Origin of the sequence: Psittacicella gerlachiana, assembly GCF_003585965.1 — a bacterium.
GTDB lineage: Bacteria > Pseudomonadota > Gammaproteobacteria > Enterobacterales > Psittacicellaceae > Psittacicella > Psittacicella gerlachiana.
The window spans coordinates 1-2,142 of the sequence record NZ_NRJF01000124.1 but is presented as its reverse complement, the minus strand read 5'-3'; the positions used below and the strand labels follow the sequence as shown (position 1 = coordinate 2,142).

General features: G+C 32.3%; 1 protein-coding gene. It reads left to right on the top strand.

Translation table 11 applies throughout. The features are described from left to right. Positions 1-250 precede the first annotated feature (250 nt). On the top strand, positions 251-2,142 hold a 1,892-nt coding region (locus tag CKF59_RS04645; RefSeq protein ID WP_147397122.1), incomplete at its 3' end, for a S8 family serine peptidase.

Here is a 2,142-nt window from a genome sequence, read left to right as displayed (position 1 = left end):
ATAATTGTAGGTGCTAGTATTTTACTAGCACCTACAATTATTTTATCTACTAGAAAACTTTAATCTAGCTTCATATTTAATTTTTGTCTTCTCTTTTATCTATAAAAGAAAGTATATAAAAATTATAGTACAAAAAAGTTAAGATCTAGAACTAATTATTCTCATCTAGTATAATGAGTATAGGTATCTAAATTACCTACATAAGTCTTATTAGACTGTAATATGAATATGAATTATATGATAAATAAATATGGCAAGAACTCATTTAAAAACTTTAGTAAGTACTTTGGCAAGTGCTTTTACTGCTAGTATTCTTGTAGCTTGTGGCGGAGGAAGCTCTTCAAACTCTTATACTAGTACAGCAAGTTCTACTCAATCAACATCTTTAACTCCAACAACAACTAAACAAGAGACTGCATTTAATATAGAGTCAACAATTGATACAAACACTGTCTCAGGAACAAAAACTTCAATTCCTAAGTATAACTGGCAGGAATCTTATAATCGTGAAGGAATAGCTCAAAGTCTTAAACTTGGAGACTATAGTGAAGGTAGTTATTGGCTTAATGCATTAGGTATTTATAAGAATTTTGCGAATCAAACCTTACTTTCGCAAAGTGGTCCAACTATTCAACCTATTAATACAGAAGGGACTAAAGGTCGTTTAACAGGAAAAGGTGTAAAAGTTGCTGTCTTTGATACCAATATTAAAAAAGATAGCTTAAATGGAGTGAGTGCCGATAGCTTAAATATGTATTTGTTTAAAGCTGACGGTACTCCAGTAACCTATGCCGATTACGGGAGTACAGACTATCTTTATGCTGGGAATAACTCTAATTCATTATTAGTAAATGCTCATGGAGCTCAGGTAGTTAGTCTTATGGCTGCAAAACAAAGTGATAACTACTATGGTTTAGCTCCTAACGCTAATTACTATACTTTTGATTTTTATGCTAAAGCTATTGTTTCTAATCTCGCAGATACAAATATTTTTAATAATGCTGTTTACCAAGGGATAAAACTATCTCAAGCAAAAGTAGTAAATGTTAGTTTTTCTATTTTCCCACGTGTTCTTAGAGAAGCTGTGAATAAAACTGGAAAGTATCTTAATTATACGAATTTACTTTCTCTTTATTGGAGTAGTGACTTAAATCCTGACAAATCTAGTCCTTATTTTCAGAATACTTTAAATAAACTCTACAGTGAAGATCCAAGTAATGTTCCATTAGTTGCAGTTGCAACTGGAAATATTCAGTATTTACAAGATTGGTATGTATATCAACGTGATGTACTAGGTAAAACAGATGAGTTTTTTAAAGCACAATTAAATAATCCTCTTGCTAATGTAATGAAGCTTGAAAAGGGCAATGTTTTTGAGAGTATGTTAGAAAATCAAAGTTCTCAAGAGAATTTATTACTGGTTGCAGGAGTATCAGCAAATAATAACAATGTTCTAACAGATCAAGTAAAAAGAATTTTACAAGATTTTGTGGATGGAAAAGTTGTAAAATCAGATAATTTTTATGATTTATATAATGCTGAGATTCAAATAGAAGATTATGAGACTGAGAGTTTCGCAAATGATTATAATGATGAGGTGATGAAATCTCATACAAACCTAGTAGCTTCTCCAAATGCAATAATGTGTGGTACGGCAAAAGATCATTGTCTCGTATCTCCTTATTACACTACACAATATGATGCTAGCTTAGGTTTTGACCTATCTGCTTCTGGTACCTCTTTTGCTACCCCATCTGTCTCAGCAGTTGCGACTTATGTGAGTGAACAATTTCCTTGGATGACTGGATCTCAATTAAAAACAACTCTTTTAACAACGGCAATAGATTTAGGGGAAGAGGGGGTTGATGAGATTTATGGTTGGGGACTAGTATATGCTGATGGAGCTGTTCGTGGACCTGGACAATTTTTATCAGGAACTACTTTCACTGCTGACTTAAGTTTAAGACCAGAAGGAACTGCAAACCATTATTACTTCTTAAATAATATTAAAGGTGAAGGAAATTTAGAAGTAAAAGGTGGTGATAGTGACTACTTGTATTTAGTAGGGGAACAAAGTTATAGCGGAACTACAGAAGTTAAAAGTGGTAATCTTGTACTTACTAATAGCTATGATATTTATAC